21 protein-coding genes and 1 tRNA gene are annotated in these 25,176 nt (G+C 68.9%); 12 read left to right on the top strand and 10 right to left on the bottom strand.

Annotation, left to right across the window (positions count from 1 at the left end; genetic code table 11):
- Nucleotides 1-145 precede the first annotated feature (145 nt).
- Nucleotides 146-814 (top strand): tyrosine-type recombinase/integrase, encoded by a 669-nt coding sequence (locus ACFFNX_RS11355; protein WP_378199137.1) that lies wholly within the window; start codon nucleotides 146-148, stop codon nucleotides 812-814.
- Nucleotides 815-907: 93 nt separating this feature from the next.
- Here ACFFNX_RS11355 and fxsT read toward each other — a convergent pair whose 3' ends face one another.
- The 3 genes from fxsT to ACFFNX_RS11370 all read right to left on the bottom strand — a co-directional run bounded on the left by fxsT (nucleotide 908) and on the right by ACFFNX_RS11370 (nucleotide 3,956).
- Nucleotides 908-3,169 carry an FxSxx-COOH system tetratricopeptide repeat protein gene (gene fxsT / locus ACFFNX_RS11360; RefSeq protein ID WP_378199140.1) on the bottom strand — a complete coding sequence of 754 codons (2,262 nt, stop codon included), beginning with the start codon at nucleotides 3,167-3,169 and terminating at the stop codon, nucleotides 908-910.
- An 89-nt stretch (nucleotides 3,170-3,258) separates the two neighbouring features.
- The gene (locus ACFFNX_RS11365) at nucleotides 3,259-3,543 is read right to left on the bottom strand and encodes a hypothetical protein (protein ID WP_378199143.1); all 285 of its coding nucleotides are present in this window, start codon (nucleotides 3,541-3,543) and stop codon (nucleotides 3,259-3,261) included.
- Between the two features lie 340 nt (nucleotides 3,544-3,883).
- Nucleotides 3,884-3,956: transfer RNA gene (locus ACFFNX_RS11370), tRNA-Arg, on the bottom strand.
- A gap of 224 nt (nucleotides 3,957-4,180) precedes the next feature.
- Between ACFFNX_RS11370 and ACFFNX_RS11375 the strand changes: the two genes are divergently transcribed.
- A complete protein-coding gene (locus ACFFNX_RS11375; protein ID WP_378199146.1) occupies nucleotides 4,181-5,314 on the top strand; it encodes a glycerophosphodiester phosphodiesterase in 1,134 nt (377 codons plus the stop codon).
- A 247-nt stretch (nucleotides 5,315-5,561) separates the two neighbouring features.
- The gene (locus ACFFNX_RS11380) at nucleotides 5,562-6,758 is read left to right on the top strand and encodes a sigma factor (protein WP_378199149.1); all 1,197 of its coding nucleotides are present in this window, start codon (nucleotides 5,562-5,564) and stop codon (nucleotides 6,756-6,758) included.
- On the opposite strand, the gene ACFFNX_RS11385 is transcribed toward ACFFNX_RS11380, so the two are convergent.
- Nucleotides 6,759-7,514 (bottom strand): hypothetical protein, encoded by a 756-nt coding sequence (locus tag ACFFNX_RS11385; RefSeq protein ID WP_378199152.1) that lies wholly within the window; start codon nucleotides 7,512-7,514, stop codon nucleotides 6,759-6,761.
- A 110-nt stretch (nucleotides 7,515-7,624) separates the two neighbouring features.
- Entirely contained in the window at nucleotides 7,625-7,852 is a 228-nt protein-coding gene (locus ACFFNX_RS11390) for a hypothetical protein (protein WP_378199155.1), read from the bottom strand.
- Between the two features lie 245 nt (nucleotides 7,853-8,097).
- Here ACFFNX_RS11390 and ACFFNX_RS11395 point away from each other — a divergent pair, with 245 nt between their 5' ends.
- Complete coding sequence (locus ACFFNX_RS11395) at nucleotides 8,098-8,898, top strand: GntR family transcriptional regulator (protein WP_378199158.1); 801 nt, start codon at nucleotides 8,098-8,100, stop codon at nucleotides 8,896-8,898.
- A 7-nt stretch (nucleotides 8,899-8,905) separates the two neighbouring features.
- Here ACFFNX_RS11395 and ACFFNX_RS11400 read toward each other — a convergent pair whose 3' ends face one another.
- Together ACFFNX_RS11400 and ACFFNX_RS11405 are read right to left on the bottom strand one after the other, a co-directional pair.
- Nucleotides 8,906-9,514, bottom strand: a complete 609-nt coding sequence (locus ACFFNX_RS11400; RefSeq protein WP_378199161.1) for a hypothetical protein — start codon at nucleotides 9,512-9,514, stop codon at nucleotides 8,906-8,908.
- Nucleotides 9,515-10,154: 640 nt separating this feature from the next.
- Nucleotides 10,155-10,796: a hypothetical protein gene (locus ACFFNX_RS11405; RefSeq protein WP_378199164.1), complete on the bottom strand. Its 642-nt coding sequence runs from the start codon at nucleotides 10,794-10,796 to the stop codon at nucleotides 10,155-10,157.
- Nucleotides 10,797-11,213: 417 nt separating this feature from the next.
- Between ACFFNX_RS11405 and ACFFNX_RS11410 the strand changes: the two genes are divergently transcribed.
- Both ACFFNX_RS11410 and cphA read left to right on the top strand, forming a co-directional pair.
- Complete coding sequence (locus ACFFNX_RS11410) at nucleotides 11,214-12,044, top strand: cyanophycinase (protein WP_378199167.1); 831 nt, start codon at nucleotides 11,214-11,216, stop codon at nucleotides 12,042-12,044.
- 3 nt (nucleotides 12,045-12,047) lie between these two features.
- Nucleotides 12,048-14,705, top strand: coding sequence for a cyanophycin synthetase (gene cphA, locus ACFFNX_RS11415; protein WP_378199170.1), 2,658 nt, complete (start codon nucleotides 12,048-12,050; stop codon nucleotides 14,703-14,705).
- Nucleotides 14,706-14,717: 12 nt separating this feature from the next.
- Here the strand turns inward: cphA and ACFFNX_RS11420 are convergent, their stop codons facing one another.
- From ACFFNX_RS11420 to ACFFNX_RS11430, 3 genes are all read right to left on the bottom strand, one after another.
- Nucleotides 14,718-15,323, bottom strand: a complete 606-nt coding sequence (locus ACFFNX_RS11420) for a LuxR C-terminal-related transcriptional regulator (protein WP_378199173.1) — start codon at nucleotides 15,321-15,323, stop codon at nucleotides 14,718-14,720.
- Between the two features lie 1,088 nt (nucleotides 15,324-16,411).
- The gene (locus ACFFNX_RS11425; RefSeq protein WP_378199176.1) at nucleotides 16,412-17,404 is read right to left on the bottom strand and encodes a C40 family peptidase; all 993 of its coding nucleotides are present in this window, start codon (nucleotides 17,402-17,404) and stop codon (nucleotides 16,412-16,414) included.
- 1,444 nt (nucleotides 17,405-18,848) lie between these two features.
- Nucleotides 18,849-19,454, bottom strand: coding sequence for a chaplin family protein (locus tag ACFFNX_RS11430; RefSeq protein WP_378199178.1), 606 nt, complete (start codon nucleotides 19,452-19,454; stop codon nucleotides 18,849-18,851).
- Nucleotides 19,455-20,166: 712 nt separating this feature from the next.
- Here ACFFNX_RS11430 and add point away from each other — a divergent pair.
- The 6 genes from add to ACFFNX_RS11460 form a co-directional block, all read left to right on the top strand.
- A complete protein-coding gene (gene add / locus ACFFNX_RS11435; RefSeq protein WP_378199181.1) occupies nucleotides 20,167-21,189 on the top strand; it encodes an adenosine deaminase in 1,023 nt (340 codons plus the stop codon).
- Nucleotides 21,190-21,246: 57 nt separating this feature from the next.
- A complete protein-coding gene (locus ACFFNX_RS11440) occupies nucleotides 21,247-22,107 on the top strand; it encodes an aldo/keto reductase (RefSeq protein WP_378199184.1) in 861 nt (286 codons plus the stop codon).
- Nucleotides 22,108-22,152: 45 nt separating this feature from the next.
- Nucleotides 22,153-22,668 carry a hypothetical protein gene (locus ACFFNX_RS11445; RefSeq protein WP_378199186.1) on the top strand — a complete coding sequence of 172 codons (516 nt, stop codon included), beginning with the start codon at nucleotides 22,153-22,155 and terminating at the stop codon, nucleotides 22,666-22,668.
- A gap of 34 nt (nucleotides 22,669-22,702) precedes the next feature.
- A complete protein-coding gene (locus tag ACFFNX_RS11450) occupies nucleotides 22,703-23,281 on the top strand; it encodes a sensor histidine kinase (RefSeq protein WP_378199189.1) in 579 nt (192 codons plus the stop codon).
- The gene (locus ACFFNX_RS11455; protein WP_378199192.1) at nucleotides 23,278-23,943 is read left to right on the top strand and encodes a response regulator; all 666 of its coding nucleotides are present in this window, start codon (nucleotides 23,278-23,280) and stop codon (nucleotides 23,941-23,943) included. Before ACFFNX_RS11450 ends, ACFFNX_RS11455 begins: the two co-directional genes overlap by 4 nt.
- A gap of 68 nt (nucleotides 23,944-24,011) precedes the next feature.
- On the top strand, nucleotides 24,012-25,176 hold a 1,165-nt coding region (locus ACFFNX_RS11460), incomplete at its 3' end, for an AF_0692 family protein (RefSeq protein ID WP_378199195.1).

The following is a 25,176-nucleotide window of genomic DNA, read 5'->3' on the forward strand; positions in this document are numbered from 1 at the left end:
GGGGTACTTCCTCGGGGGTGCCATAGCCCCTCACCCTTCCAGGTATCAGGCCCTCCACCCAACCCGGGGCGCTCCATTCGGCGATGCCGTCCGCGTCGACCAGCTCCTACCGTCCAACCCCGTCGAGCGCGCCAAGCGTCCCCGGATGCAACGCAACGAACCTGGCAAGGTCTGGGACGGCGCCCAGCTCAAGACCTTCCTCGACGCCACCAAGGCACACCGGCTGTCCGCGTTCTTCCACCTGGCCGCCTACACAGGCGCTCGACGCGGTGAACTGCTCAACCTGAGGTGGCGAGACATCGACCTGGACGGGAAGCAGATCACCATCGCGGGCTCGGCGGCCTTCGTGGCGGGAGAGCGCATCGAGGGAACGACCAAGAGCGGCCGATCCCGAGTGGTCAGCATCGACGCCGACACCATCCAGACGATCAAAAGCCACCGGCAACGACAGAACGCCGACCGCCTGGCGGCGGGGGACGAGTGGAAGGACGCAGAGAACAAGGAGAACGGTCACGTCTTCACCACCGCCTGGGGTGAGCCGATCCACCCGGACACCGTGTCATCGCTCATGGCGTCCCTGACCGCCCGACACAACAAGACGAACCCGTCCGAGGCGCTCCCGCTCGCCCGGCTCCACGATCTCCGCCACATCCACGCGACGACGCTGCTCCTGGCCGGCGTCCCGGTCCACGTCGTCGCGGCCCGCCTCGGCCACGCCGACCCCTCGATCACCCTCCGGGTCTACGCACACGTGATCAACGAACAGCTCGTGGAGGCGGCGGACATCTTCGCTCGGCAAATTGCAGCAGCATAGAACGGTCGTCCGATAATTAGCGGAAAGGCTCCTTGCTTCACCCAAGGAGCCTTTCCGCCTTGCAGAACAGTGCCATCATTCCGCCTTTCCAAGTCAACCACGCCATGTAGCAGCACACATTGTCACCAAGTTATCCGGACCCAAAACTCGGCGACAGTCAGGGAGAATCTCCCGATGAAGTTGTGCCGCCCATCGGAAGTCGCCAGCGAATTGATAGGCATGGGCAAGATTGTGTCGCGCAGTGATCGTTCTAGGGTCGTCAGCGCCCACTAAATCTTTCCAGCCGGAAATTACTTGCTCAAGCATGGCGATGGACTGACGAAATTTTCCTGCGTCTCGGTACGCCCTCGCAAGGGAGTGCTTGGATGCGATTGTATTAGGATGGCCTTTTCCTCGTATCCGATCACTGTCGGCAACAGTTCGCTCAAACAGTTTAATCGCGCGCTCCAGACCACCCGCTTCTAGACACGCGCCTGCCAGGTTATTCCGTGCGCGCAACGTTTCCAGACTTTCGTCGCCGAATATTTCTTCCGAATCAGCGAAAATCTGTTCTAGTATGGCGACCGCACGATCTGGGTCACCCGCCCCTTGATAGGCACCCGCAAGATTGCTTCGCACCGCCAGCGTGTACGGATGCCGCGAACCCAAGACTCTCTCATGGTCCGCAACCGCCCGCTCAAATAGAGGAATAGCCCGAGCAAAATTTTCTGCGGCCAGATAGGCATTTGCGAGGTTATTGCGAGAGGAAAGCGTGTGCGGATGATCAGAATCCAAGACCCGCTCGCGGTCGGTAAGGGTCTGCTTGAGAAGTCTGACAGCTCGTAGCAGGTCACCCGCCTCTTGATAGGCGCTGCCAAGATTATTTTGAGTTGTCATGGTATCGATGTGATCGACACCCAGAATTCGCTTTCGATCAACTAGAATGCGTTCAAGCAGCGGGATTGCTTTTTCGAGGTCGCCCACATCACTGTACGCCACCGCAAGGTTGTGCTGTGGCGTAAATATCTCTGGATCGTCATCATCCCGAACGCGCTTATCGACCGCAATGGCGCGTTCGAAGAACGCGATAGCATCATCCGAGCGCCCTTGACTACCTAGAAAGAGGCCAGCTTGATTGAGCAGATGACCAGTCTCCGCGCTATCAGTATCAGGAGACGCGTTGGCGAGCAGAGCGTTGATATGGGGAAGCAGCGACCGCCAAGCTGGCCACTTGGCGGGGTCTTGATAGTCATCAGGCAAAGCGGCGACCAATAGGGAGGTGGCTAGCTCTCGGGCGTTATTGATGTCGTCTGCATGCCGATAAGGGTCCGACGGGTCGGGAGTACGGGCGACGGCTTGGACCAATCGGTGTATTGTGATCGCCTCGCCGTCGAGTGCAATCATGTTATAGGCGGCTAGTGCGCCGAGTGCACTCTGGATCTGCGGAGGCTTAAATATGCCATTTAGGAGGCTGCGAGGGATTTCCTCTGGCCCATACCATGCAAGAGTTTGAAGTATCACACCAGCCAACGGAAGGTCGGTCAACTGGTTCAGGGTCAATCGCCAGATTCGCGCGATAGTTCGCTTAGCGTCCGAACCGCGTGCGGCCTCGTCATACATGGCTGCCGGGTACTGTGCCAAGAGGTCCAGGTAGGCGCAGGGAGAAATCTGGTTCTGGTGTAGATAGGCGGCGGCCTGTTCAACGGCCAGTGGGAGAAACCCCAACTCTCTAACCAATGCTGCGGCACCGTCCAGGTCCGCATCGGGCTGCCCCTGGGCGGCGATGCCGGTTAGCAGGTCGACAGCTTGGCTTTCAGTTAGTACGTCCAACCGCAAGACACGAGCGCCGTAACGGTGCCAGCCTTCCGCTAGTCGAGTGGTCACTACGATCCGACCTGTCAACGTCTGGTTTAGCAGCGGTGCAACATCGGCAGGGTCGGTGACGTTGTCCAACACCACCAGCCACCGTTCGTGAGCGGCCAGCCACCTGGTGGCGCGCTGAGCCAACATCTCTAGCGGCAGCCCCACTGCCAACTCAGACTGCAATCCGACGGCGAGATCAGCCAGGCCAGCCTGCACCGATTGAGCGGTGTCAGCGGTGATCCACCAGACCGGATTCAGTCGGCCAGCCTCTGTGGCGGCGTAGCGGGCGGCCAGCGTGGACTTGCCAACTCCGCCAAGCCCGTGAACCGCAGCTACTACCACTCCACCAGTGGTCGTCAACGACGCTTCTAGGTCGGCGAGTTCGTTTTCGCGACCAACAAACACGTGGGAATGCCCTGACACGTTGGCCAAGCTGGGTGGAGCCGTCACCTGATCAACAGGCCGCAATGCCTGCTCGGGCAGGTTGACTTGGGTGATGATCTGGTCGCCCAACGACTGGTAGACACGTCCATATTCGGATGCCGTCCCCTCCATGCGTACGTGAGCACGCCCGTCATCCGCATTCGTGGGCGGAGGGCTCGTCATGAGCTGATGTTCTGGTCGCCGCCGGCCTGGTAGACGCTGCCGTGCCCAGATGCCTCGGCCCGCATCTGAATGTTGGTTGCGCCATCGCCGGTAGAGGAGATCCCGCTGTTACCGTCATCGACACTCATCGACTGCTGCCCTGACGGTGTGACCTGCGCCGACGCGGGTTTGCTATCGCTACGCCTTCTTGACAGCAGGTCGTACAGCGAGACCCCGAATGCCGCCAGCGTGACGAATACACCGATCACGCTGGCCCACTTGTCGGCCTTATCTAGTCCCACTGATCCCAAGTAGACGGCCAGACCCGCCAACGCCACTACTCCGATGACGCTCCCCGCCCACACCCGTACACGCCCCGTCATACGGCCATTTTCAGCCATCCGATCGGCGCCCGCATCAACATCGGATGGATCAGAGTCGCTGGGGTACCGTCGTGACGGATAGTCGCACGCTCGTATCTTTTCCATCGCCGCATCGCCGCAGGCGGGTGATCAACGAGCGGCTCGAAGGACGACCAGCATGTGCACCACACAAGCCGAGGTGCGCAGTAGGACGATCGGTGTTAGCAAGCCTGTTAGCAAAGAGGCCTGTTCCATGATCGGAACAGGCCCCTGACCTGGGCGCAGCCGGAGGGATTCGAACCCCCAACCTTCTGATCCGTAGTCAGATGCTCTATCCGTTGAGCTACGGCTGCTTGCTGCCCGACGAGTGTACCGGCACTCCACGGCGCCGCGCGAATCGATACCCCCGGCCCCGTGATCCGTCTAGATTCCCCAGGCTCTGTCCACAGGCAGGCCCATCCTGTGGACAACTCGACGGCGGCTGGCCGGTATCGGACCCTCTCCCCTTAAGGATCAGGTCTCCCAGCCGTCACCTGGCCGTCGTACCCTCCGCACGTTCCGAATCAGGAGGTCGCTCATGTCACTGTCTCGACGCTTGCTGGCCGGTGGGCTGGCGCTCGTCACCGTGGGGTCCGCATACGCCGTGTTCGCCGGGGTCAGCGGGGCTTCCTCGGCGTCCGCGCAGAAGAGTACGCCCAGCACGCTCAGCAGGCAGAAGCCCATTGTGATCGCGCACCGGGGCGCCAGCGCGTATCGGCCCGAGGAGTCCAGGAGTGCCTACGAGCTCGCCATCGAGATGGGCGCCGACTACATCGAGCCGGACGTCGTGACCACCAAGGACCATGTTCTGGTCGCGCGGCACGACAACTGGCTGAACGACACTACGGACGTGGCCGGGCATCCCGAGTTCGCGAGTCTCAAGAAGACCAAGACGATCGACGGTGTCCAGCACACCGACTGGTTCACCGAGGATTTCACCTTCGCGCAGCTGGAGACGCTGCGGCTCAAGGAGCGGCTGCCGGACGTGCGCGCGGGTAGCAGCGCGTTCGACGGGGTCGACAAGATCGCCAGCCTGGACGAGGTCCTGCAGATCGCCGAGGACCACCACGTCGGCGTCTACCCCGAGACCAAGCACCCGACCTACTTCCGCGGTATCGGGCTGCCGCTGGAGGACGAGCTGCTCAAGGAGCTCGCCAAGTACGGCTTCAAGGGCCGCAACGACAAGGTGTTCATCCAGTCCTTCGAGACCTCGAACCTGCGGGCGCTCAGCAAGAAGACGAGCATCCGGTTGATCCAGCTCATCGACACGCAGGGCGCGCCGTACGACTTCGTGGCGAACCACGACCCGCGGACGTACGACGACCTGGTCAAGCCGGCCGGGCTGAAGGACGTCGCGACCTACGCGTACGGCATCGGGCCCGGGCTCTCTCGGATCATTCCGGTGGATTCGGGCAACCACGCGCTGCCGCCGACGACTCTGGTCCGTGACGCGCACCGCGCCGGTCTCGCCGTGCACCCCTGGACGGTGCGGCCGGAGAACTCCTTCCTGCCGGTGGAGTACCAGCAGGGCGACTCCGGCTCGCCGAACTTCGCGCGGGCCGAGGGCGACGCCTCGCGTTACCTCGCCGACTTCTACAAGCTCGGCGTGGACGGAATCTTCTCCGACGACTCCGCTCTGGCGGTTTCGACCAGGGCCCGCGTCTTCGGCTGACCGGCCGACGCCCCGGCCGACCTGCCAGCGTCCTCGGCCGACCGTCACCGTACGGCGAAGGTTCTATAACGGCCATGGCGAACGATGCCCCGTACGTACCCCGTACGGGGCATCGTCGTTTACCGCCACCCGACGCTCGGGCCCCCCAAACATCACGCCGAAGAGCAGGTTGCACTATTTGCGCTTTTTACGGTGAGCTTGCTTTCTTGCCCTAGGGTTTAGGCAACCTGAATCGTGGAGCACGTACATGGCAAGGTGGTCCCGCTTCGCCCCCGACGCCGATCGCCGTCTCGTCAAGGGACTGCACGACGGGGACGACGACGTGATGGCCACGCTGTACGACGTTTACGCCGAGCGCCTGTACGACTACTGCATGGCGCTGCTGGACGACCGGCGGGCCGCCGCCGACGTCGTCCACGACACCTTCATCGACGCCGCGCGCCGCGCGCCGCGGCTGCGTGACCGCGGCCGGCTCCGTCCCTGGCTGTACGCCGCGGCGCGGCGGCGTTGCATGCAGCGCAAGCTGCAACTCGAACCCGCCGAGGGCGATCCCCTCGGCAGCCTGGACTTCCTTCACCGTGAGGCACTGTTCCTCGCGCTACGGCACGACCTGACCGGCGACGACCTCGCCATGACGGTCGGGGTCTCCCTCCGCCGCACGGAGGCGCGGCTGAGCCGCGCACAGCAGCGGGTGCCCGACGCCAAGGACTTCCTGCTCGAGGCGCCCGCGCCCGTGGTGCCCGCGGCGCTGCGGCACCGGGTCCAGCACACCGGGACCGACCCCGAGCTGGCCGGGTACCGCGCCGAGATCGCCGCGCGTGGCGGGGCACTGACGCCGGAGGGCATGCCGCGTCAGCCGGACGCGCCGTCGCATCTGGCGCGCCGGTGGGCGTTCACCAGCGTGGGGCTGTTCACCACACTGGCCGCGGCGTTCGTCGTGCTCCTGGTGATGAACCCGCACCTGCCGGTGCCCGACATCCAGTGGCCCGGCGGCAAGCCGCACACCTCCCGCTCGCCCCGGCATCACCCGCGCCGGTCGGAGCAGGCCGACGTTCCGAGCGCCGGCGACCAGCGGCCGACCACCGCCCCGCAGTCGATGAACTCCCGCACGCCGACGCCCTCGTCCTCGCCGACACCGCCGAGGCGCAAGTCCGGCGTGCTGGTCGTCAGCCCCGCCTCGATTCGCTTCCGTAACCACGACACGATGGCCACTTTGGTGCTCGGCGCGCGGGGCGGCCAGGTCAGCTGGACCGCTGCGGCCTCCTCGCCCCAGGTCACGCTCGCCCAGGCCGGCGGGACCATCAATGATCATGGTCAGGTGCAGATCGAGGTGACGCTCAACCGGGGGCTGATCACCCTGCCGGGCACGGCCACGATCATGGTGAGCGGCGGTACGGGCCAGGTGGTGCCGGTGTCGATCGCCTGGGACATCTCCGTCCTGTGATCAGGCGCCCGCCGCGGCGGGTCCCACGATGTGCGGCCAGGCGTTCAGCGCCGACCGGAACGCTCCGGGCGGGAAGTGCACCCACGCACGCGCCTCGGTCTCCTTCACGGACACATTGATCGCGTCGTAGAGATCCGGGTCGATCAGTCCCGGCCCGTGCCGGATCACGTCGTCGTACAGCCGGTCGGAGACCACGCAGCCGAGTTCGAGGCCCGTGGCGGCGAAGGCGGCCTTGAACGCGGGCGCCTCCAGCAGCCGGAACGCGTGCACCAGCGTCTGACCGGCCACCCCGTACGCGTCGAAGCGGACGTGGCCGGCGTGCAGTGCCATCCGCAGCCGGATCTGCGCGGGTTCGCTGGAGAGCTTGTTGTGCCGGCGCAGCCCCGCGCGTACACGCTCGGCCAGCGGGGAGATGAGCAGTTCGGTGGCGACCAGCGCGGGAACGACGATGAGGACGCCGTCACCGCGGTCCTCCCGGTGACACTCCCGCCACGGCACTCCGGTGTCCTCGAACGCCTCCTCGAGGATGCGATACAGCCCGGCTCGTACGTAGAGCTGCACCTCGTCGTCGCGGCGCCGGTCGCCGAAACCGACGACGTCGAACGCCACGACCGCGCACTGCAGAGAGCCCGCCACGGCGTACGGGCGGGGACGCAGCACCCGCGCGGACAGACGGCCCATCACTCCCGCGGCGGCGACGCGGGCGTACGAGGCGGACCGGGCGAGTCCGGACGCGCGGGGGCAGGGGGTTTCCATCAAGATCGGTCCTCCTCTCGGCGAGCGGGCGTCACCGCTCCGCGCCGGGCAACGACCTGCCCCTCACGAACGGGTACGTGAGGGGCAGTGAGAGACGGGTCCGGGAAGGCCTACACGGCGTTCCGATCCAGCGGGGCGTCCTGCGGCTGCGGACGCCGGACGTAGACGCCGGCCCACCGCCGCGCACGTGCCGAACGCTCGTCCGGGGCGTACGGCGTCAGCGGGTCGCGGTTGCTGGACCTGACGAAGTTCCAGAGCAGGTTCACCGCGACGCCGAAGAAGCCGACCGCCACGACGAGCAGGACCATACTTGCCGAGTCGAACCAGTGCACGAGCATCCCCTCTCGCTCGCACCGCACCGAAAGTGCGGGGTTTATCATCCGCCCCCTGACGGACCCGCCGAATACCGGCGGGCCGGTGGCGACCTGGCGACTCTGCCGTATCGCCCTTACGACGTGATCAATCCTGGTAGGATGGAATCATCCCAACCATTCCGTCAATACCCCCAAACGGAATCATTAACCCTGTTTGACCGAGTTGATCCGTCTGGCCAATATGAAGTGGGACGGTTCGAGGAGTGATGATGGCAGGGTCCAAGTGGCGCTCGATCGCCGACGACCTGATCAAGAAGATCGACAGCGGCGAGATCCCGCGCGGCTCACAGCTCCCGACCGAGCTCGAGCTGCAGGACGAGTACGACGCCTCGCGCAACACGGTGCGCGACGCGATCAAGTGGCTGACCCAGCGGCAGCTCGTCGTCGCCCAGCCGGGCCGCGGCACCTTCGTGTCCCGGAAGATCACCCCGTTCGCGGTCGAGCTGTCCCCGCGACACGGCTTCGGGAGCAGCGAAGACGAGGGCGGCGCGTACGTCGCGAGCGCCCGCGTCCAGAACCGCCGGCCGAGCACCTCCGACCCGCGCGTGGAGATCCGCAAGGCCACCGGCCTCCTCGCCCGCCAGCTCCAGCTCGCCGAGGGCGCACGGGTGGTCAGCCGGTACCAGGAGCGCTTCATCGACGACGACCCGTGGTCGCTCCAGACGTCCTTCTACCCCATGGAGTTCGTCACCAGAGGCGCCGAACGCCTCGTCGACGCCGTCGACGTCGACGAGGGCGTGGCCAATTACCTCGAGAGCGCGCTGGGGCTCACGCAGGCGGGCTATCAGGACCTCATCGCCGCGCGCCCTCCCGACCAGAGGGAGTCGGTGTTCTTCGGCCTGCCGGACAACGTGAGCGTCAGTCTGATCGAGCTCTCCCGCACCGTGTACGCCACGACCGGCGAGCCGATGCGGTTCACCATCACGGTCTATCCGGCCGACCGCAACCAGCTCTACTACAACATCGGCGACGTGCCGGAGTCCCGCCTCGAGGTCCCCGGGCCCGCGTAGCGCCGGTCTAGATGGAGTTCGGGAAGGCGGGCGGCCGGTCGTCGGCGAGCCCGATGTCCCGCACCGGGCCCCAGGGCTCGGTCAGGCTGTTGAACCAGTAGTTCGGCAGGGCGCGAAGGTACGTCGCCGCGGGGAGCCGGACCGCGCCGTACACGCGCAGGATCTTGATGGTGTTGCCGAGGCAGTTGTTGAAGACGAGGAGATAGCCGGCGTTCCTGCTCGTGGCGACGGCGATCGTGGCCGCGACCGCTCTCGCGACGCCGGTCGTCTGGCACCGGAACTTGTCGTAGGGCTTGGCCCAGGGCGCGGTCGCGGCGACGTCGGGGTTGGCGGCCGGGTTCTGGAAGGTCCGCAGCATCTGGTCGCGGGTTCCGGTCAGGACCCAGGTGCCGTTCTCCCGGCCCTTGAGGATCAGGGCTTTGCCGCGGCTGCCGTTGTCTCCCCTGACAATGGGCACGGATTCGGTCGCACCGAACATGTAGGTGTCGTCCTCGGGCATCTTGAAGGCCCATCCGGTGTGACCGAGCCCGCTCGCACCGGTGGTCCGGGCGAACACCCATGCTTCGCCCGGACTCCGGCCGTGGTCACCGATCGCGGGAAGCACAAGCGGGGGCAACGGCCACTACTTCGGCCGAGTCTGGGAGTCCTGGGCCTGTTTCTTCTCGGGCGTTTGAAAACCGGCGGTCGTGCACTCCGGAACCCTTGCCGGTGAGATCGCCGATCGTCAATCCCACGACGGGCACAGCGGGTGTGCGGCGAATGGTCCCGATAGCCCCGGCGGATGAGTTCCGGCAGTTCAGGAGCGTTGCCGCCCGACCAATATGTGGCGTATCTGGCGAGTAAGCGCATGTGGGCGACGCGGTCGAGCCCGGACCGGACCGACCCCGGCCGGACGGCGTCGACCGGGGTGCCGTCGCGACCCGAACGTCCGGAGGGGCCGGTGTCCGTCGGCGGTGTGCCGGCCGTGGGGATCCGCCTACGGGCCGACGGACTCGCCTCCTCCGCGTTCGCTGCGGGCGAGCCGGTGAATGCTCCGCCGGCTCGCCCGAGAACGCCGTAATTCATCCCAAAATAAGATCACGAGTCGCACAAAACTAAATCCCCCGCAAAAAGCCATTACGGAGCATGCCCTTCATAGAACGCAATCCACAGTGAAACGGTCGGCGGCCGCCCGGGCCGCGACAGCGCGCGGGCGGCGACCGACCGGGGAGGTGGAGAACCGGTGAGCGGAGGCGCGCGGGGATGGCGTGGACGGGTCAGGCGCGGCCTCCGGGCAGCGCGACCAGCTCCGCGCCGCCTCCGCTGACCGATCGCAGCGCCGTCGCCGGAACCATCCGAATCTGATCGGCGCGCCGGACGAAGCCGTGGTACTGGACGCCCTTGGCGTTCACGCGCACGGCCTGGAACTCCTCGGGGTCGAGCGAGCAGAATCCGGTGCGGACGACGTCCTGGTAGAGGCTCTGCGAGACGATGAGCGCGAGGTCGCGGTCCTGCTGGTCGGCCAGCAGCCGGCGCAGCGGCTTGGCGTCGAGGAGCCGGCTGACCACGATCGGCGCGTCGCCGGCAGGGCCGAACGGGCCGGGCGTCAGAGTGCCGTGGTGCATCGCGACCCGCAGCCGCAGGCGCCTGCCGCCCTCGACCTCGCGATTGACCTCACCGAGGATCGTCTCGAGCTGGTGCGTGAAGTCCCCGACGACGGCTGAGACGTCCACGTCCTCGGGCAGGACCACCAGCTCGCCGTCGCCGCTCACCTGCTCGTACCAGTCGCGCTGGTCGAGTCCGGCGTTCTGGGCGGCGACGTTGAGGATGCGTTTCAGCTCCGTTTGTGCTTGTAGCTGTTCTCGCGCGTCACGCGCGCTGTACTTCTCGACGTCGACCGCCAGGACAAGACGGTACATAAGGCGAACATTTCCGAAACGGTTCGTACACGACATGGGCACCTCCAAAACGAACTGGGCCATCCGCCCCCATTCGCTCCACTTCGGAGTGAGTGTGCCTCTCGGAGGGTTTCCACGCCGCCTTTTCCCGTACGTCCCTGCGGCCACCCCCACGGTCTCAAGAATCATGCGTCCCTTAGACGCACGGGCCGGATCGCCGGTTCACCGCCATCACTGGAGTAAGGGGACCGTGGCCTCCCGGATAGCGCTCGGCGAAATACCACCCGGTATCTCAAAAGGCCTTCCTCGCGCCGTACGGAGTAGGTCCAAGCTTCCGATAAATCACCCGCTTCGGCAGACAATTGGCCAAGAAAACCGCACCATGCCCGGTGTCACAGTCGGCGACTACTTGCTGTGACAAGGGGGTAGCTAGCTGTCGTGACCGACATAACGGAGGGGAGCGCCGGCAGCGGCCGACTCCTGGTCATCGGCGGCAGGGAGAACCGCACCTGCGGCACCGGACCGCTCGAGGAGTTCGTCAGCCTCTCCGGCGCACGTCGCTCACGCATCGTCGTGGTGACCACGGCCACCGGCGTCCCCGAACAGGTCACCGCCGAGTACGCCACGGTGTTCCGCCGCCTCGGGGTCCCGTCCGTGACCGAGCTGCGGCTCATCGGGCGCACGACCGCCGACGACCCCGCCTCGCTCACCATGCTCGAGCAGGCGACCGGCGTGCTGATCAGCGGGGGCGACCAGTCACGGCTCAGCATGCTCGTGGGTTCGAAGACCAACGTCCTCCTCCACCGCCGGCTCCACGAGGACGGCCTCGTGATCGCCGGCACCAGCGCGGGCGCCACCGCGCTGGGCCGCTGGATGATCCTCGGCGGTGACGGAGGGATGGTCACGACGTCGTCGGTACGCATCGGGCCGGGGCTCGACCTGCTCGGCAACGTCCTGATCGACATGCATTTCGCCGAACGCGGCCGGCTGCCACGGCTGCTCAGCGGCATCGCCCTCGACGTGCGATACCTCGGCGTCGGCATCGACGAGGACACCGCGATCATCGTCGACGGCAATCGTTTCGAGGTGATCGGCCGTGGCGTGGTCACCGTCGTGGACGCCGATCGGGCCATCGTCGCGCAGGACCATGCCGCGAACGACCCGATGGCCCTGTTCGACGTTCGTCTGCATCTCCTTCCGGCCGGCTGCTGTTTCGACCTGGAGCAGCGCAAACCGTGGTTCGGCCCAACACGGGAAGAAGAGGAGTAAGCCGTGCATCTGGACCATCTGCGCTGGCTTGGCGGTCCCAATCTCTACGTCTCGCGACCAGTGGCGATCGCCCGCCTGGAGCTGGAGGAGCTCACCGGCCGGGAGACCACGGACTTCCCCGGATTCGCCGACCGGCTGGTGCCGTTGCTGCCGGATCTCACCGCGCATCACTGTTCGGCCGGACGGCCGGGAGGCCTGCTGGAGGCGATGGCCCGCGGCACCTATTTCGGCCACGTCACCGAGCACGTGACGCTGGAGCTGTCCTCGATGGTCGGCCGGGAGGTCTTCTTCGGCCGTACGGTCTGGGCCGGTGCGCCGGGACGCTACGACGTCATCCTCGAGTGCCCGCGTGACGAGCCGCCCGAGGATCCGATCGTGGAACGGCTGCTGCGGCTCGCCATGCGCACCGTCGCCGAACTGCTGGAGGGCGGCACACCGGCGCTCGGCCCGGAGCTGGCCGCCATCGCCTCGGCGTACGGGCAGACCCGGCTGGGCGTCAGCACCGCGGCACTCGCCGAGGCCGCACGCCGCCGCGGCATCCCGGTACGCCGGATGGGCCGCCTGAACCTCCTCCAGCTCGGGCACGGCCGGCACCGCCGGATGGTGTGGGCGGCCATGACCGACCGCACCTCGGCGGTCGGGATGGAGGCGGCGGCGGACAAGATGCTGACCAAGTGCCTGCTGGAGGAGGCCGGGCTGCCCGTGCCCCGCGGGTGCATCGTGACGTCCCCCGAGGAGGCCGTGGCGGTCCTCGCCGAGATCGGCGGCCCGGTCGTGGTCAAGCCGCTGTCCGGCCACCACGGCGAGAAGGTCTCGATCGAGCTGTCGGACCCGGCCGAGGTGAGCGCCGCCTTCCGCGAGGCCGCGACCGTGTGCGAGGAGGTGCTCGTGGAGAGCTACGTGCCGGGCCGCGACCACCGCGTACTCGTGGTCGGCGACCAGGTCGTGGCCGCCGCCGAGCTGAGCCCGGCGCGTGTGACGGGCGACGGCCGGTCCACCATCGCCGAGCTGGTCGCCCTCGCCAACACCGACCCGTTGCGCGGCGAGGGCCACGACCGCCCGCTGACCCGCCTGACCATCGGCGACACCGAACTGGCCCACCTGGCCGGCCAGGGCCTGCATCCGGGCTGCGTGCCGGCCGACGGGGAGATCGTCATGCTGCGCCGCAACGCCAACCTGTCCACCGGCGGCACCAGCAAGGACGTCACCGATCGCATGCACCCCGACGTCATCCGGCTGTGCCGCCGGGTGGCGGCGACCGTCGGACTGGACGTGTGCGGCATCGACCTGCGGCTGCCCGACATCGGCGCGCCGGCCCCGCCGGAGGCGGGCGGCGTCGGCGTGATCGAGGTGAACTCCTCACCGGGGCTCCGCATGCACCTCGCGCCGTACGAGGGCCGCTCACGTGACGTCGCCGCCGACATCATCGACCAGATGTACCCGCCGGGCGCCACCGCGCGTGTCCCCCTGGTGGCCGTCACCGGCACCAACGGCAAGACCACGACCGTGCGCATGGTCGCGCACCTGCTCGGCCAGGACGGCCGCCAGATCGGCATGAGCACGACCGAGGGCGTCTACGTGGGCAATGAGCTGATCTACAAGGCCGACGCGTCGGGTCCCCGGTCGGCGCAGATGGTGCTGGGCAACCGCACGGTCGAGACGGCCGTGCTGGAGACCGCACGCGGCGGCATCGTACGCCGCGGGCTCGGCTACGACCGCGCCGACGTCGCGATCGTCACCAACATCACCGACGACCATCTCGGCGTCGACGACATCGACACGGTCGAGGACCTCGTCGAGATCAAGGCACTGGTCGCCGAGGAGATCCGGCCCGGCGGCCACGTCGTGCTCAACGCCGACGACCCGCGGGTCGCGGCGTTCGCCGAACGCCCGACCGTACGGCGGCGCAAGCCGGTGGTGCGTTACTTCGCCCAGTCCGGGGCGAACGAGGTCGTCTCCCGGCACCTTCGCGCCGACGGCGTCGCGTACTTCACCGAGGACGGCTGGCTGGTCGAGGCCGAGGGCGGCCGCACCCGTGCGCTGCTGCCGGTCGGCGACGTCGCCGGGTCCTTCCGCGGCAGGGCCGACTACATGATCGCCAACGCGCTGGCCGCCGCCGCGGCCGCCCGCGCGCTCGGCGTGCCGATGAGCCTGGTGGCCCGTGGCCTGCAGACCTTCGACCCGCACCGGTGCAACCCGGGCCGTGGCTGCTCCTTTCGCGTCGAGGAGACCCCGGTCATCGTGGACTACGCCCACAACCCCGCGGCGGTCGCGGCAGTGGGCGGCCTGCTGCGACGCGTCTGGGGCCGCGACGGCGTGGCGACCGTGACGCTGCCGGGCGACCGGTGCGACGACCTGGTCATGGAGACGGCGCGCGAGGTCGCGCGGTCCTTCGACCGCGTCGTCGTGTACGAGGACGAGGACCTGCGCGGCCGACGCCCCGGAGAGATGACCAGGCTCATCATCGACGGGCTCACGCAGGAACGGCCGGACGTGCGGATCAGCACCGCCGGCGACCTGAAGGACGCGGTCGGCATCGCCCTCGGCCTCACCACCCCCGGCGAACCCCTCCTCCTGCTGTACGAGAAGCTGCAACCCGTCGCCGACCTGCTACAGACGCTCGGCGCCGCACCGACCCCGACATCGGAGACCCCCCGCTGACCGCCCGGTCTCTCACAGCCATTCGCGCTCGGTCGCGATGCGGATGGCGTCCATCCGGTTGCGCGCGCCGATCCGTACGAACGCGCGGGACAGATGGTTGCGGACCGTCTTGGCGCTGACCGACAGTTCGGCGGCGATCTCCGCCGTCGAGGCGCCGGCGGAGGCGATCCGCAGGATCTGCCGCTCGCGGTGCGTCAGCGGGTTCTCGTCGATGGCCCGGGCGGTACGGGCGAGGTCCGGGTCGACCACGCGGCGGCCGGACGCCACCCGGCGCACGCACCAGGTGAGCAGTTCGACCGGCGCCTCCCGGCTGATCAGGCCCAGAGGCCGTACGGACATGGCACGGCTGAGATGCCCGGGGTCCTCCCGGCCGACCAGCAACACCATGGCGCAGGCGGGCACGATCTGCGCCAGCAACCCGGCCCCGGTGGCCCCTCCCTCCGGCGGCAGGTCGACGTCGATGACGGCGACCTCGGGCTTCACTGCGGCGGCGATGGAGACGAGCCGGTCGCCTTCCTCGAGCTCGGCGACGACCTCGATCCCCGGTTCCTGGCTGAGATAGGCGACCAGACCGATGCGTAACAGGTGCACGTGCTCGGCGACGAGCGTGCGGATCACGAGTCGTTCCCCCTCTGCGGACGATCGGGAGTCACCGGCGGCACGCCGGTCCTGAAAGGGCGTTGCCGGTTGCAGGGCGCATGCCGGTGGCAGGCGCATGCCGCTGCCGGCCGATTCGTGATCAGTCAGGGGAGAAGGGTGGCTTGTCCGGGATGTCGCGACCGGATCGTCGCGAGGTCCGGGGCGTGACGGTCCAGAGGCCGGAGGCGGGCCGGCCGACGTGCAGGATGTCCCCGGTGCCGCCGGGCGTCTTGCCTCCGTCGCGACCGCCGTCCCCGCATCCGGAGGGCGGGGCGGGAACCGGCGGCGGCACGCCGACGTGTGGCGTGCGGGGTCGTGGTTCGTGCGTGACGAATCCGGTCGACCTGATCCGGTACGGCGTGGTGGCCGAGCCCTGCGGTCCGATTTGCCGGGGACGGGGTGCTGCCGTCCGTACGCCGTGCGGGGCGATCCGCCGCGCGGGGATGCTCGCCGGTCGGGTTCGCGTCGCGCCGGCCGGGCGATCCCGCGTACGGCAGGCGTGGCGGCGGGCGGTGTGTCCGCCGGGGTCGTACGGCCAGGCGGTGACCGGCCGGCGGCCGTACGGTCGGGCTCTGTGATGCGGGACCCGTCCCGCATGGGTGACGGGTCGACTCACTCCGGATCGGCCGGGAAGCGCGCGTTGGGGGCGGCTGTTCGCGTACGACGTATGAGACCCGGCGCGGGTCTCGGCGTCGGCCTGGGAGAGCGCCTCGAACGCCGAGAACGCCAGGACCAGGCCGAACACGGTGAGCAGGAGGCGGATGGCGTGCCCTAACGCCAGGCGCAGACGCGACGCGCATAATCTGGGGCGGTCGCGCTCCGCGGGATCGGGCCGGAGACCGCCGGGCGTGCTCTGCCGTTCCCCCGAGGGCTCCGGGGTCGGGGAATCTCCGCAGGCCGTTGTCCGGGGTGCCCTCAGCGGCGACCCCGGACAACGAACACTCTCGGCCATTTCCCGCCCCCCGCCGACCTACGGCTCGCCCCCGACTCTTCCCCTGGGAACCTGAATCAATCCGCACCAACGGGGATGTCCGGTCTCGGCCGTGGTTCTGGTCGGCGGGCATCGATCAGGGAGCGTCTCCCAGGAGTGAACGCAGGTCGATGCCGTCGTTGCCGGCGGCGCCGTCGTCATTGTCCCCGTAGTCGCCGGTGTCGCCGCCGTCGCCGAAGTCGCGGTCGAACCGCTGCTCGTCGTTCTGACGGCGCACGGACGTCCGCGCCCGGTGCGGCCGCGAGCCGGTGTGCGTTCCGGCGTGCGGACCGGTGTGCGGGCCCGTGTGCGCGTCCGGCTGCGTTCTGGGTCGAGGTGCGGGGTCGTCGTGGTGGTGTCCACGCGGCGCCGACATCCTGAGCAGCGGAATGGACAGCAGCCCCGAGCCCGCCGGCGGCGCGTACGCGGCCGGCTCCTGGGGCCGCTCGTCCGCCGGTTGCGATGCCACCGGAGAGGCGGGCGGCTGCACGGCCTCGGTGTACGGGCCGGTCTGGTCGTCCTCGGGCCCCTGGACCTCCTGCTGGACCGGATCGGTGGCGGGCGCGTCCTCGACCGGCCCGGTGCCGGGCGTCTCCGCCTGCGGGCCGCTCGTACGCGCGTCGTCGTGCCTCCGGTGCGGTGCGCCGTGCGGGTGCTGCTCGGCCTCGTGCTGCTTGGCGAGCGTCCGCACCCAGTGCGGCCACGCGTGGTAGGCCGGCGCTCCCGGACGGGCCGCTCCGGCGAAGACCCGCAGCCGCCACCCGGACAGCGTTCCGCGCTGAACCCGCGCACCGGTGTGCGGCGCGTGGAGGAAGTGATGGCGTCCGACGTAGATGCCGACGTGATGGTCGCCTGAGAAGAACACGAGGTCACCGGGACGCAGGTGCTTCAGGCCCACCTTTCTGTGGATCATCCGGTGCTGGAGGTCGGCCCGGTGCGGCAGCCGAAGGCCGCCCTTGCGCCAGGCGGCCATCACCAGGCCGGAGCAGTCGTACGTGCGCGGGCCGGCGCCGCCCCACTGGTAGGGCTTTCCGACCTGCCGGTAGGCGAACCGCACCGCCTTGCTCGCCTTGGCGGTCTGGGCCTTCATCCGACCCATGTACCGCTCGTAGGAACGCAGGACACGCAACTGCCGCTGCGTTGGCTGGGCCGAGGCGAAGTCTTGGGAACCTGGCAGAACCCGAGCCACCGCGGCGAGCGGCGTCGATACGACCAGCACAGCGCTGATACCGAGGACAGGACATCGCAGTAAAGCAGGAGCGGCCAATTTGGCCCAGAGACTCCAGGCTTGCGACTCAACCTGGTCCACCGAATCCATCCGCCGACCTCCAAAGGGTACGTGTGAACCTTTCTTCGCATCAGCAGATACCCTCTGCTCTTGGCGCCGTATCATCGCCTCTTTTCGCCGCAAGGCTCACCATCGGGATTTAGATCCGCCGCCAATCACGAAAAGTAAAACGGTGGTTTTTCGATTACCTTATCGACCCCAAGATCACCGCACGGGAAGTGCAAGTGAAACGATGTAATTTCATCGTCTCCGCCGTGAGAATCAGCAGAACAGGCGGAGATAGCCGGTCGCGACCGGATTCTTGATAGGGGAAGGGGAGAGATCGTGATTTCACCTCGTCTGCCCCCACCCTCCACAACCCGACCAACACCCGTCACAGAACCACCCCACGAGAACAGCCCCCGCCCGAGAACAGCCCCCGCCCGAGAACAGTCCCCGCCCGCCTCGGGGGGCTCAGCCCACTTCTATTGTCAAGCGCCGGGATCTCCTGGCGGAAGACCGGCAGTTCGGCTGTGGATAACTCTGCGGATTCGCCTCGAAGCCAGCGGCGGAGTTGGCGGGCAAGTCCCGGCTCACAGTGGGAGCACCCGGGCGCGAGCCGTGGGGTGCAGACGCGGAGCGCTGCCGGGGCGCTGGATGCGGAGCATGGCCGGGCGCAGGGCGTACGCGGCGCTCGGCGCGAGCGCGGACCGCCAGACTTGACGCAGATGCGCAGGGGGGTAGGTGCGGGGTGTTGAGCGCGGCTCGGCTGCGGACGGCGGCGCAAAGTGAGGTGCGAGCGCTGGGACTGGTGCGGGTGCGGGGCATGGCATTGAGTCGGGTGCGGATGTGAAGTACGAGGCAGGTAGGGCGAAGCCGCGAGGACGTAGTGCGGCTACGTGGAGTAGGGGGCGGCGCGCGTAGTGCGGCTGTGGGGAGCGGCGGGCGGCGGGCGGCGGGCGGCGCGAGAGTGCGCGTTATGGCGGCGGAGTGGTGCGGATGCGGAGCGCGAGACGGAGCGCGAGACGGAGCGCGAGACGGAGCGCGAGACGGAGCGCGAGACGGAGCGCGAAAAAGCGGGATGAGGATTTGCGGGGCGGGGGTCGCGGCGCTGTGCGGACGGTGGGGGCTGTGCGGACGGTGGGGCGGGGAACGGCGGGGCCGTGGGACGTGACTCTGCGCAGAAAAGAATGTCCGTCCGCCCGGTGGGCCGGGCGGACGGACAGGTGATTTGGCCGATGCAGAAGAACTGGCCGAGTGTTGGTTCTCAGCCGAGCAGGCCGGCGACGCCGAATCCGCGGGCTGCGGTGCCGCCGATTCGGCCGGTTGACGCCGTTCCCTCGCATGCGGCGGTGGCCATGCCTCCGAGGGCGCCTGCGTTGCCGCAGATCCGGATCGGGGCGTGCACCGGTGCCTTGACCTGGTTGCCGCTGAGCACGCCGTTCTCGCCGGACGTGCTCATCTCGACGGGACGGGCCTCCGGAGCGATCGGAGCCGCGATCGGAGCCGCAGCCGCGATCGCAGCCGGAGCGGCCTCGGTGGCGCCGATGTTCGCCTGGCCCTTGCACGCGGCCGTGCCGACGCCCTGCGCGTTCGCGATGGCGTTACCGCAGATGTCGACCTGCGGCGTCGGGTCTTCGTCCATGCGGACGTGCGAGTAGCGGAAGCCGCTGCCCGGCACCACCGAGCTCAGCACGTTGACGTGGTTACCGAACAGACCGATCGGCGCGATGATCGGAATGTGGAGCTGGTTGCCGCCGAGGATGCTGTGGTCGCCCGTCGTGTCGTCCGCGTTGGCGACGCCGACGCTGGCCGCGCTGACGGCGGCCGCGACCAGCGCCACCCTGGCGGCGCGAGCGGTCCATTTGTGCATGTCTCCCCCAAGGGTGTTGGTTTTCTTCACTGGTGGTTCGGGAGGTTCTCGCCTGGGCGGTGCGGCGGCCCTTGGTCCGCACAGCCCTGGCGTTAACCGGCGATGTGGATCACCGCTCGGAGTTCTCGTGGAGAGTGACTTCTTGACCCGGACACGACCGGCGCACGTTGTGCGGCGGCATCAGCGGAAAAGTTACATTCGGGGAAAGGCGGCCACGCGGCGGCGGTGAACAGCATGAGGCATTGGCGGCGAATACCGCCGACGACAGGCGTCGTCCACTTCAGCCTTTGCCGCTTCACACACCCTCCAAGTGGCCGGTGATCTCAGAAACGTCGTACCTCGATGCTGAACGATCGCAACATTAACACCGGCCCCAGTGGCGTTCGTAAGACCCGATCGAGATACGTAAAGCGACCCCACACCTGCGACGGGATTGAAAAAGCTCACGTCTCGACCGATCCATGAATTCGCCAGGCGGAGCAAATAACGAGTCATATCCGCCCCGGTACGGGGTTGCAGAATTTGGCGCTCTCATTACTCATCAGGCCACCCAATGAAGGGTTGCGGGACACCGGCCAGTATCGGATTATTCGGCTCATTAACCGGAAGCATCCGCCGTATTTCTCCAATGCCGCCAAGGCCGAAATGCCGTCGACCGTACGTCGCCGCCCGCCCAGGCCGGAGCACCGGGGAAGTACGCGATGCTTGTCCCATGCGCGACCTGACGCTCCTGCCCAAGGCCCACCTGCACGTCCACCTGGAGAGCACCCTCCGGTGGACGACGTTGCGGGAGCTCGGCGAGGCCTCCGGGGTCCCGGTGCCGTCGCGGCCGGAGGACGGCCCGCCGGTCTTCGACGGGTTCCGCCAGTTCGCCGACCACAACACGCTCATCCGGACCTGCCTGCGCCGGCCGGAGGACTTCCGGCGAGTCGCCGTCGAGTACTGCGAGGACGAGGCGGCGCAGGGCACGCGCTATGCCGAGGTGACCTTCACGGCGGCCTCGCACGGCGAGCGCCTCGGTGACCTCGGCATGCCGCTGGAGGCGGTGCTGGACGGCCTGGCCGAGGGCCGGGCGAGGTTCGGCATCGAGTGCCGGGTGATCCTCGACCACTCCCGGCGGCGCTCGGTCGAGCGGGCCTGGCGCACCGTCAAGCTCGCCGAGTCCCACGATGAGGTCATCGCGGTCGGGCTGGCCGGTGACGAGGCGTACCCGCTCGCGCCGTTCGCCGAGGTGCTCGACGCGGCGCGCGACGCCGGACTGCACCTGGTGCACCACGCCGGGGAGACGTGCGGGCCGGACAGCATCCGTGCGGCGATCACCGTCGGCCGTACGGAGCGGCTGGGGCACGGAATCCGCGTGCTGGACGACCCGGACCTGGTCGCCGAGGTGCGCGAACGCGGCATCCCACTGGAGGTCTGCCCGTCGTCGAACGTGACGCTCGGCCTCGCCGCGTCGCTCGACGCCCACCCGCTGCCGCTGCTGCGCGACGCCGGTCTGCGGGTCACGCTGAACACCGACATCCCGTCCACGGCCGGCACCTCCCTCGCCGAGGAGTACGCCCGCGTCCGGACGGCCTTCGGCTACGACGACGCGGCGCTCGCCGAGCTGTCCCGTACGGGCGTCGACGCGTCCTTCGCCCCGGCGGCGACCAAGGAGCGGATCCACCGCGCGATCGACGCGTGGCTACGACCGAAACCGGAACGGCCGGACGCCGCGGATCAAGGCGTAGGTTGACCCCATGGCGCGCGGTGATCAGCGTCGGCGGCGCCCACATTCCGTACGGGAGGGTTCATGGCGATCGAGACGGCAGAGTTCGGGCGTTCCGGCCACCTCAGCACACGGGTGATCTTCGGGGCCGCGGCTCTCGCCAACGAACCGCAGCGGGTCGCCGACGAGACGCTCGACCTCCTGCTCGAACACGGTGTGAACCACATCGACGTCGCGGCGTCCTACGGCGAGGCCGAGGTACGCCTCAAGCCGCTGCTGGCCCGCGAGCCCGGCCGGTTCTTCCTGGCCACCAAGACCGGTGAGCGCGCGGCGGGCGCGGCCCGCGAAGAGCTCCACCGTTCGCTCGAACGCCTGGGGGTCGACCACGTCGACCTGCTCCAGCTGCACAACCTGGCCGACCCCATCGAGTGGGACGTCGCCCTCTCCCCGGGCGGCGCGCTGGAGGCGGCGATCGAGGCGCGCGACGAGGGGCTCGTGCGCTTCATCGGGGTGACCGGCCACGGCGCACAGATCGCCGCGACCCATCGGCGCAGTCTCGACCGATTCGACTTCGACTCGGTGCTGCTGCCGTACAACTACGTGACCATGCGCAACCCGTACTACGCCGACAACTTCGACGCGCTGCACCAGACCTGCCGGGAACGGCGGGTGGCGGTGCAGACGATCAAGTCGATCGCGCTGCGCCACTGGCGCGAACGCCCGCACACCCGGTCGACCTGGTACGAGCCGCTGGAGCGGCAGGACGACATCGACCTGGCCGTCTGGTGGGCGCTGAGCCGTCCGGGCATCTTCGTGAACAGCGTCGGCGACGTCGGCCTGCTGCCGCGCGTGCTCGACGCCGCCTCCCGCTACACCGCCGCCCCGGACGAGGAGGCGATGAGCGCGCTGGCCGAGCGGTCCGCCGCCGAGCCGCTGTTCGTCTGAGCGACTTGGGGAGGAATGCGGCGGGTCGTCGCCCTGATACCGTCGGTGGCTGTGCCGGACCAGGTCGAGGCGTGGTTGCCGCCCCGGCGGCGATCCCTGCTGGTGGCGTGCTCGCTGGCGGTGCTGTGCCCGCTGTTCTTCCTCACGCCGCGTGGTCTGTCCCCGGACGCCGGGCGGTGGTCGCTCGCGGTGCTGGCCGTCGTTCAGGCGGGCGGGATGTGGTGGATGGGCTCCCGCCCCGCCGTGGTGACCACGGTGGTGCTGTGCGCGGGCGCCGGTATCCAACTGCTGTATCCCACGATCGGCCCGGGTGTCGCGCTGGTGGTGGTGTCCACGTTCGCGTGGCTGCGCCCGGCGCGCGCCTCGGTGTGGATACTGGCCGTCGTCATCGCGCTGTCCGGCGCCATCGCCCTGATCACCGGCCGCTGGAGCGATGCGCTGCTGTGGCTCGTCGCGGCGCTGCTCGCGTGGACCTGGGGCGCGCTGGGCCGGGCGCGGTCGGCCCGCCGCCGGGCCGAGGCGGTGCGCGGTCCTCGAAGAGCGGGCCCGCATCGCCCGTGAGCTGCACGACGTCCTGGCCCACACGGTGTCGGTGATGGTGGTCCAGGCCGCGGCGGCGAACGACGTGTTCGACTTCAACCCGGACCGCGCCCGGCAGGCGATACGAGACCTGGAGGGCTCGGGCCGGCAGGCCTTGGCCGAGTTGCGCCGCTTCCTGCGCACGGTCCGTACGTTGGAGGAGGCGGGGCCGTTCGACGCGGAGGCGGCGGGCGAACCCCAGCCCGTGCTGTCCGACCTGCCCGCGTTGGCCCGGCCCCTGGCCGCCGCCGGGCTGGAGGTGGTGATCCGGCAGGAGGGCCTGGACGACGTGCCCCTCGCGCCGGGCGTCGAGCTGTCGGCGTACCGGATCGTGCAGGAGTCCCTCACCAATGTCGTCCGGCACGCCCGCGCCCGTACCGCGCGGGTGAACATCGGGGTCGCGGACGGAGAGTTGACGGTGGAGATCCACGACGACGGGAAGGGCGGCGGCAGGTTCGCCGACCTGGGCGGCGGGCACGGCATCGCCGGCATGCGCGAGCGCGCGGCCCTGCTCGGCGGGTCGGTCGAGGCGGGACCGGCGCCGGCCGGCGGGTTCCGGGTCTGCGCCCGCCTTCCACTGGAGGAGCCCGCATGACGATCCGCGTGCTGGTCGCCGACGATCAGGACCTGGTACGCGCCGGGTTCTGCATGATCATCGACACCCGCGACGACCTGGAGGTGGTCGGCGAGGCCGGCGACGGCGAGGAGGCCGTACGGCTCGCCGAACGGCTGCGGCCCGACGTGGTGCTGATGGACGTGCGGATGCCGGGCACCAACGGGATCGAGGCGACGCGGCGGCTGACCGCGGCCGAGCACCCGCCGAAGGTCATCATCTTGACCACGTTCGACCTCGACGAGCCGATGTACGCGGCGCTGCGCGCGGGCGCCAGCGGGTTCCTGCTCAAGGACGTGCGCCCGAACGAGCTGGCCGACGCGATCCGCGTGGTCGCGGGCGGCGAGGCGCTGCTCGCCCCGACCGTCACCCGCCGCCTGCTGGACCGCTTCGTGCCGACCCTCGCCGACGACCCGGTACGCCCCGCCGAGCTGGCCGAGCTCACCGACCGTGAGCTGGAGGTCCTCACCCTGGTGGCGCGGGCCGCGTCGAACGCCGAGATCGCCCGACGGCTGGTGGTGACCGAGGCGACCGTCAAGACGCACGTGTCGGCGATCCTGCGCAAGCTGAACGTCCCGGACCGCGTGCACGCGGTGGTGGCCGCCTACGACCTCGGACTGGTACGCCCCCGCCCCTCCGTCTGAAGTCGCACCCGCAAGACCAGACGACGGACCGAGGCGGCGGGACCGGCCCGCTTTCTACGGTCGAACGCATGACGCCATCGGGGAATCCGACGACCGGGCGGCCCGCGCGGGACGCGGTCCGGCTCGTGCTGATCCTGCTGTTCGCCAACCTCGGGCTCAGCATCGTGTTCGCGGGGCTCACGCTGCTGTTCCGGCACGGCATCCTGGACTACCAGCTCGCCCGGCATCCCGGCCCGGATCCGGCGAAGACCAGGGACGAGCTGGCGCTGACCCTGTGGACCCGGCCCGTGCCGATCCTCCTGGTCGCGGTGGTCTACCTCTGGGTGGGCCGCCGGCTGCGGCAGGGCGTCCGTGCGGCGTACCGGCGGGTCCGCGTGGTGTCGCTGGTCGGCCTGGCGGCCGTCGCGTACCTGATCGTCTCGGGGGCGTACCCCCCGTGGCTGCGCGTGATCCAGGGCGTGCAGCTCCTGCTCCTGGTCGCGTTGGTGGTCGCCGTGAACCGCAGGCGGATGCGCACCGGGTTCGCACGCGGCCCGGCGCGGCCCCGCCCGCCCGGCGCGCGCCGGGCCGCGTTCGCCCTGGTGCTCATCGCCCCGGTCACCGCCGAACTCACGCTCGGCACCGTCAAGGTGACGATGCTCTGGCTGGTCCTGCTGTACGTGCCGATCTACGGCGCCGGCGTGCTGCTGATCCGCGAACTGGTACGCCGGACCGGGGGCGGCCGGGGAGGCATCCTGCTGATGGGCCTGGTGTACGGGCTCATCGACGAGGGGCTGGCGCTGCAGAGCCTGACCAGCCCTCACCTGTACGGCGCGGCGGGCTGGGCGCCGCGACTGCTCGGGGTCAACACGGCCTACACCGAACTCAACCTGCCGTACCACGTGGTGTTCAGCGTCGTCATCCCGATCGCGCTGGTCGAGTCGATGTTCCCCGGTCAGAGGTCCTCCTACGACGGAGGGAGTGACCGTGGTTCCCCCGCCTCGCTCGGTCACGGGCCCGTGCCGTACCTGCGCCGGGGCGGCCTCGTCATCACCGGGGTCGTCGCCGTGCTCGGCGTCGCGCTGCTGCGCGTGTCCGTGCCCCCGTCCGAGGACCCCGGCTACATCCTGCCGGGCGCCGCACTGATCGTGATCGTCGCGCTGGTGGTCGTGCTGAGCGTCGTCGCCCTGCGGGTCCTGCCGCGGCGACCCGCCCGCGTGCGGCCCGCCGTCGCGGTGCCGCGGCCCGCCGTCG

Source organism: Actinoallomurus acaciae (assembly GCF_042429965.1).
GTDB lineage: Bacteria > Actinomycetota > Actinomycetes > Streptosporangiales > Streptosporangiaceae > Actinoallomurus > Actinoallomurus acaciae.